The organism is Prevotella amnii DSM 23384 = JCM 14753 (assembly GCF_000378745.1).
Taxonomy (GTDB): Bacteria; Bacteroidota; Bacteroidia; order Bacteroidales; family Bacteroidaceae; genus Prevotella; species Prevotella amnii.
In genome coordinates this window covers 22,296-29,377 of the sequence record NZ_KB905288.1, presented here as the reverse complement: position 1 = coordinate 29,377, position 7,082 = coordinate 22,296, and the positions used below count along the sequence as shown (strand labels likewise).

Genomic DNA, 7,082 nt, shown 5'->3' with positions numbered 1-7,082 from the left:
GTCTTACGTCTTTGCTTTGCTGCTGCATTATTGAGAAGTTCCTGATGTTCCCGCAGATGCTCCCGGAGGATATTATCAATATAGGAAGCAATAGATACCCTTTCTCCTAAGTCTTGTAGCACATTGCGCAGGTTCTGTAATGTCTCCAAATTGATGGAGAAAGCCGTCCGCATTTGCGAACGTACGGGATGAAAGTATAGGGAACGGTATTCCTCTATGGAAAGGGACGACCTGCCAGACTTTTCCATTCTTGGCTTCCTTTCTCTTTTCGGTTCCGTGTTCCCGATTTCCTCTCCTCCTGTTTCGTCTGTTCGTTCTTCTTTTGCCGTCTTCATTTCTTCCGAACCTTTGTCTTCCTCTCGTGATGTTGCAAGGGAAGGCTCGATGTCCTCGGATGGATCGAAGGGGTTGGGGACCGTGATAGGTTTCACCACTACATTGTCCTCTGCCATTTTCTTCAGCTTCTTTTCCAGTTGCTGCTTTCTTTCCTCAATCGTTGCCATTTTCTGTTTTCGTTTTTAGTTTGAGTCGTTGAATTATCTCGGAGACGAGTTCATCCAGCCCCGTACCCGTTCGCAGTCCCTTTGCAGGAGGCTGATAGGTGGAACGGAACACACCACGCAGCCCGTATGTGGAAAGTTCGTGAGAGAAGCGGTGCGTGGCATATACATAGCTGGGCAGGAGTGTGAGTTCGTGTCCTTGGATAAGCTTTGTGTATTCGTCAATGATGACGTTCCTCACCCTTCTGTCCACCTTGTTCCAGAACAGGATAATGTCCTTTATCCGTGAGTCGGACATAGAAACACCAATATCCGTGATGGTCTTGGCGTATGCTATGCAGGAGACGAGTGACTGTATGTCGGCTTCAAGTGGAGACAGGATATAGTCCATCTGAAGGGACAGTTCCATCAGCTCCGTTGTTCCTGCATGACCGGGAAAGTCGAACACAACCAACTGGTACTTCTCATTGCTGATAGCGTCAATCTTACTTTGTGCAGTCCTGATGGCTTCCTTGGGGCTGGACTTGTAAATTCTGTATGCCTTTTTGCCGAGGTGCTGAAAGAATGCCTGCATAGACTTGGAAAGCTCCTCGCTTCCCTGAATGACACTCTTCTCACGTTCTCTCAGCTTGTAAAAGGAATCCTGAGACAGGTCGCAGTCCACCACGAAGAGGTTGATGCTCTGTTCGTAGTACAATATGCTGCTTACGATTTCGGCAAGCGTGCTTTTTCCGACTCCTCCCTTTTGCGAGGAGAACCCCAGAAAGATGGGGCGTTGTTGTTTGTTCTCCATAATGATAATTTCTTAGTTCATATTACTTGTCTATTTGATGTTTGGACGTTCTCTCGTTCTTGAGAAGTATCAGCAGACAGTTTGTTCTGGCTGCGTATGGTTCGTGCGATAGTCTGAAAGGACGATTTATAGTTCTTGCTATCTGTTGTACTGACAATAGTTTGTCATGACAACAAATTGTTATGAATATGTTTCGTTCCTTCTTATCATCTTTAGTGTAAGCCAACGGTAATACGATGTATCTTTTACTTGTATCATCATGCCATTGTTCGCTCGTTCTGACTGCAAAATAAATGATATTTTGGCTGATTATATGACACCGATGAAGTGCAGGGAAATGCGAGGAAAAAGAGTGAATATCACTGATAATGAGATATTTGAAAATCCGCCGTAACTTTGCAGGCGAGAATAATACATGGAGGTAATATCCCGAAGCAGACACCCCACAAGGGTGGATACTTCAAACGTATCAGTTCTTGATATTGGCAAGGTGTGTCTTTGTCCGACAAACTTCGTTTCTGCCGACAAAGACCCTTGCCCCGAAGGGGGAAGAATTACTCCAAAGTCGTAATTAGATAAGGATAAAAACAATGAATGGAAAAATTGAACGATGGGATAGATGGGATACCCGCCTTCCCAAGCCCAAAGACCAGCAACGGGCGATTGATTTGTTCCATAAATCAGGTGCGGAAACCAAGTCGGATTTCGTGCGTGGACGTATTCTTGGGGAGAGTTTTAAGGTTATCACGGTGGATAAATCCGCCGTGGAATACTACCGAAAGCTCTCAGAACTGACGGCGCAAATCCATAAGATTGGCGTGCTGTATAACCAGACCGTGCGTGCCATCAACGCATACCACAGCGTAAAGACTGCACGGATCCTGCTTGAGAAGTTGGAGAAATTGTCGGCTCAAATCATTGCCTTGCAAGAGCAGGCAATCAGTCTTACCATAGATTACCGCAGGAAATGATAGCGAAGATTTCTGCAACGGAAAACCTTGGAGGGGCAATCGGCTACAACTTCAAAAAGGTTGAAAAAGGAGAAGCAAGCATTCTCCTTGCCACTGAATTGTATCAGGACAAAGAGGGAACTTATACGATGGAGGACGTGCTTGCTGATATGGAGGCATTGATACCCAAGAACTGCCGTACCAAGAAAATGGTATTTCATTGCTCGCTCAATCCGCACCCGGACGAGAAACTATCCGATGAGCAACTCACACAGATAGCCAAGGAGTATATGGAAGAACTTGGCTATGGCAAGCAGCCTTATATCGTGTTCAAGCACAACGACATCGCCCGTGAGCATATCCATATCGTATCACTTCGAGTGGACAGTCGTGGTCAGAAGATTAATGATAAGTTTGAGAAAAGGAGGAGCAAGAAGATTACCGATGCCTTGGAAAAGAGGTTTGGTCTCATTCCAAGTTCAAAGGTCAGAGATAATGTGGAAACAGAAACGTCCAAGGTGGACATTGATAGAGGAAACATCAAGGAACTGGTCACAAGTGTTGTCCGCACGGTTCTGAAGCATTATCGCTTCTGTTCCTTGGGTGAATTGAATACCATTCTTTCCGCATACAATCTTGCAGTGGAAGAAGTGAAGACGGAGTTTCGGAGAAAGAATTACGATGGACTTGTCTATGTTCCGACTGATGATAAGGGCAACAAGGCAGGCACACCCATCCATGCCTCGGACATCGGCCGTGGTGTGGGCTATACTGCCGTACAGAACTGGATGCAGAAATCAAAACAAGCCATTAAGCCATTGATACCTGCTATCAGAAACAAGGTCTTGCAAGCAATGCGTACCTCTCCCCAGACGGAGGAAGAACTTCGGCAAAGATTGGAGGAACAGGGCTTGCGTGTGATAATCCGAAAGAATGATAATGGAAGAATTTACGGCATTACCTTCATTGACGATAAAGAGGGAATTGCGCTCAACGGCTCCCGATTGGGCAAGGGATATGCTGCTAATGTATTCAATGCGTATCTATCCAATCCAACACACAATCCATTCTTGGATGAAGCACTGTATGGCAGTCCTTCAGAACACTTGGAGCAGACATCTACAAATGAATCTTTGCATCCAAATACAGAAGACGGCGACAACCTTGTTGATGAACTCATCGAGGATATGGTGGATGGTTCGTTCACACCTACGGGCAACGATGATTGGAAGGAGGCGGCATGGCAGCGTAAGCTCCGAAAACTAAGTAAGGCAAATATTAAACGAAGAAAACGTTAAATAAATGAGCATTTCCAACTCCCCTCCTTTGGAGGGGTTGGGGGAGGCTACAAATACAGCATTATGGCACAGGAAGATGATTTAAGGGCATTAGGTAAAGTCATGGACTTTATGAGGGGCATATCAGTGATATTCCTCCTCGTTAACTGTTATTGGTTCTGTTACGAGGCGTTCCAGCAGTGGAACTTCACGCTCGGTATCATCAACAAGATATTGATGAACTTCCAGCGTACAACGGGATTATTCTCGTCTATCCTCTGGACAAAACTCTTTTGTGTGGTTTTCCTTGCTTTGTCCTGCCTTGGGACAAAAGGTGTGAAAGAGGAGAAAATCACATGGCCAAAGATTTGGACGGTGCTTTTCTTTGGCTTTGTATTCTTCTTTCTCAACTGGTGGCTGTTGGTATTGCCCATCGGCAAGATCGGGGTAGCTTCCCTCTATATATTTACGCTGTCCGTTGGCTATATCTGTCTGCTGATGGGTGGCGTATGGATGAGCCGACTACTCAAAAACAACCTGATGGACGATGTTTTCAATACAGAGAACGAGAGTTTTATGCAGGAAACTCGGTTGATGGAGAATGAGTATTCCGTCAATCTCCCCACACGTTTTTACTATAAGAAGAAATGGAATAAGGGCTGGATTAACGTAGTCAATCCCTTCCGTGCTTCAATGGTACTCGGCACACCGGGGTCGGGTAAGTCCTACGCTATCGTAAACAACTACATCAAGCAGCAGATTGAGAAAGGCTTTGCCATGTATATCTACGATTATAAGTTTCCCGACCTTTCCGAGATTGCTTATAATCACCTACTTAATCACTTGGATGCATACAAGGTGAAGCCACAGTTCTATGTAATCAACTTTGACGATCCGAGGAAATCGCATCGGTGTAATCCTATCAATCCTGCCTTTATGACGGATATATCGGACGCTTACGAGAGTGCCTATACCATCATGCTCAATTTGAATCGCTCGTGGATACAGAAGCAGGGAGATTTCTTTGTGGAGTCGCCGATTATCTTGCTGGCTGCCATCATTTGGTTTCTGAAAATCTATGAGAACGGAAAGTATTGCACCTTTCCCCATGCCATCGAATTTCTGAACCGTCCCTACGCACAGATATTCCCGATACTCACTTCCTACGACGAGCTTGCCAACTATCTTTCACCTTTCATGGACGCTTGGGAAGGAGGAGCACAAGACCAGTTGCAGGGACAGATAGCCAGTGCCAAAATACCACTGTCTCGTATGATAAGCCCTGCCCTTTATTGGGTGATGACGGGTGACGATTTCTCTCTCGACATTAATAATCCTAATGAGCCGAAAGTGCTTGTGGTAGGGAATAATCCCGACCGTCAGAACATCTATTCGGCAGCACTTGGTCTGTATAACAGCCGTATCGTGAAGCTCATCAATAAGAAGAAGCAGCTCAAATCGTCTGTGATAATCGACGAGTTGCCGACCATCTACTTTCGTGGGTTGGATAACCTAATCGCTACCGCTCGAAGCAACAAGGTGGCGGTATGTTTGGGCTTTCAGGACTTCTCACAGCTTACTCGCGATTATGGGGACAAAGAAAGCAAGGTGATACAAAATACCGTGGGTAACGTCTTTTCCGGGCAAGTCGTGGGAGAAACCGCCAAGACCCTTTCTGAGCGATTTGGAAAGGTTCTCCAGCAACGGCAGTCTATGACCATCAACCGCAATGACAAATCCACCTCTATCTCTACGCAGATGGACAGTCTTATCCCTGCATCCAAAATCAGTAACCTCACACAGGGAATGTTCGTTGGAGCAGTGTCCGACAACTTCGATGAGCGTATTGACCAAAAGATTTTCCATGCGGAGATCGTGGTGGATAGTGCCAAAGTCTCTGCTGAGATGAAAGCCTACCAATCAATCCCTGTAATAGCAAACTTCATAAACGAAAATGGCTCAGACAACCTCAAAGAGACTATCGAAGACAATTATAAATGTGTCAAACAAGATGTATTATCTCTTGTGGATTCAGAAATAGAACGGATAAAAAGCAACCCAGCCCTTGCTCACTTAATCAAGGAGTAGGTTTAGGCAGAAAGAAAGATTGTTTATTAAATAATTTATCTTGTGAAGTGCCAGCTTCTTGAAGTGGAACAAACTGCAGTGTGCTATCTTTATATACTGGATAGTGGTCTGTGCGCAAAATATCTGAAAGTTGTTTCATCTCATAGGGTAATTCTCTTAATCGCTCCAACCAAACTTCCTCAATAAACTTATTTACGGATAATACTGAAAGTTGTTTGCTTAATTCAATCTGAGAATCAGAGGTAGAGCGAGTCCGAACTTGGGCAAGATAATTTACAGCCTCCGGAGTAACTCCTTCGCTATGGGCTATGGCTTCTGCTGCCATAAGCAGGACTTCCGCATAACGATAAATCCCCCAGTACTGTTTGTTAGAAGCAGCTATATCTGTCCCAGAAGCAAGCCAAAAATAGGGAGCCGGATCAAATATTTCAAAGATTGTCTTTCCCTCATCTTTAACTTTAAAGAAAGTATGGAAATACTGTCGGTCCTTTCCTCTTATATCTCCATCGGCATAGCAACTCATAAACGCCTGAATGGGCTTGAAGGCATTGAAAGCTACATGCTCCTTGACATTTTCCCAGTTTCTGGCCATTTTGGGAAAAGCGAATGATGCCCGTGTCAATGATGTTTCCCCATAAACAACATAAAGGTACTCGTCATTGGTTGGAGTAGTTCGAAGCGTATTGATAGCAGACACTGTTTCGTTAGCACCATTAGCTGCGAGATGGTGCTTTTCCGACCGTATGATGGGGCGAAGAATAGTGGCGGCCTGTTCATATTTATTCTTCTGTAATGGTTTCCCACTCATATGCAGGTACACATCACCCAATAGGGCACGGGCGGTAAATGCCGTTACATGTGAATTGTTTTCTTGGAAATTCTGTTCCGGTAAGGTGGCAATGGCATCAAGCAAGTCTTTTTCCACTTTCAAATATGCCTTTTCCATACTCAGCCACGAGGAGGCATGCCTTTCATCCGGGAAAGAACCGAATGTACGGATAAGATAAAACCGATTGAATGCACGGAAGAATTTAGCTTCACCAACAAGTTTTGCCTGCTCTGCCGGGGTGAATCCCGACGTGTTGGGAATCTGTAAGATGACAGTATCGGCGGCCTCAATTCCATCAAAACATGACGTATATATTTGTTTGGCCAAATCCCGGACAGAAGAGTCTTCCAAATTTTGTTTTTCCAATGCCGTGAAATACCCTTGCGTAGCTTCACTTTCAAACAGTCCGGACAAATAGCTTCCCCATGCCAAGGGAATACCATATTCTTGGTCTGCCGAAAGATAAAACTGTGGAAGCCCCGTTGCATAAAGAGCACCTACGGCAGTGTTGGCTGCAATCGTGTCACTATATGCTTTTACTGGATCTTCAACAAAGTCGGTAGACTCATTTTGGCAAGAGAATAAGCAAACTACGCCTATGATAAAAATGATAATTTTTGTTTTTGTACAATATTGCATGTTCTG

At 44.8% G+C, this 7,082-nt stretch carries 7 protein-coding genes; 3 read left to right on the top strand and 4 right to left on the bottom strand.

What is annotated here, in order from left to right; translation table 11 throughout:
• The 3 genes from F596_RS0107790 to F596_RS11900 all read right to left on the bottom strand — a co-directional run.
• Window positions 1-503 (bottom strand): DUF3408 domain-containing protein (locus tag F596_RS0107790; RefSeq protein ID WP_019036509.1); only part of this gene is annotated, 503 nt, incomplete at its 3' end.
• A complete protein-coding gene (locus F596_RS0107785) occupies window positions 490-1,293 on the bottom strand; it encodes a nucleotide-binding protein (protein ID WP_019036508.1) in 804 nt (267 codons plus the stop codon). The genes F596_RS0107790 and F596_RS0107785, both read right to left, overlap by 14 nt.
• A gap of 22 nt (window positions 1,294-1,315) precedes the next feature.
• Complete coding sequence (locus F596_RS11900; RefSeq protein WP_154648193.1) at window positions 1,316-1,519, bottom strand: hypothetical protein; 204 nt, start codon at window positions 1,517-1,519, stop codon at window positions 1,316-1,318.
• 364 nt (window positions 1,520-1,883) lie between these two features.
• Here F596_RS11900 and F596_RS0107780 point away from each other — a divergent pair, with 364 nt between their 5' ends.
• From F596_RS0107780 to mobC, 3 genes are all read left to right on the top strand, one after another.
• Window positions 1,884-2,264, top strand: coding sequence for a plasmid mobilization protein (locus F596_RS0107780; RefSeq protein WP_019036507.1), 381 nt, complete (start codon window positions 1,884-1,886; stop codon window positions 2,262-2,264).
• Window positions 2,261-3,541 (top strand): conjugal transfer protein MobB, encoded by a 1,281-nt coding sequence (gene mobB, locus F596_RS0107775; protein WP_019036506.1) that lies wholly within the window; start codon window positions 2,261-2,263, stop codon window positions 3,539-3,541. Before F596_RS0107780 ends, mobB begins: the two co-directional genes overlap by 4 nt.
• 63 nt (window positions 3,542-3,604) lie before the next feature.
• The gene (gene mobC, locus F596_RS0107770) at window positions 3,605-5,608 is read left to right on the top strand and encodes a conjugal transfer protein MobC (protein WP_019036505.1); all 2,004 of its coding nucleotides are present in this window, start codon (window positions 3,605-3,607) and stop codon (window positions 5,606-5,608) included.
• Here the strand turns inward: mobC and F596_RS0107765 are convergent.
• Complete coding sequence (locus F596_RS0107765; protein ID WP_019036504.1) at window positions 5,598-7,076, bottom strand: RagB/SusD family nutrient uptake outer membrane protein; 1,479 nt, start codon at window positions 7,074-7,076, stop codon at window positions 5,598-5,600. The genes mobC and F596_RS0107765 overlap by 11 nt on opposite strands.
• Window positions 7,077-7,082: the final 6 nt, after the last annotated feature.

Coding starts and splice junctions, on each gene's coding strand:
- mobB (WP_019036506.1), top strand. CDS start 2,261: ATGATAGCGAAGATTTCTGCAACGGAAAACCTTGGAGGGGCAATCGGC.
- F596_RS0107785 (WP_019036508.1), bottom strand. CDS start 1,293: ATGGAGAACAAACAACAACGCCCCATCTTTCTGGGGTTCTCCTCGCAA.
- mobC (WP_019036505.1), top strand. CDS start 3,605: ATGGCACAGGAAGATGATTTAAGGGCATTAGGTAAAGTCATGGACTTT.
- F596_RS0107780 (WP_019036507.1), top strand. CDS start 1,884: ATGAATGGAAAAATTGAACGATGGGATAGATGGGATACCCGCCTTCCC.
- F596_RS0107765 (WP_019036504.1), bottom strand. CDS start 7,076: ATGCAATATTGTACAAAAACAAAAATTATCATTTTTATCATAGGCGTA.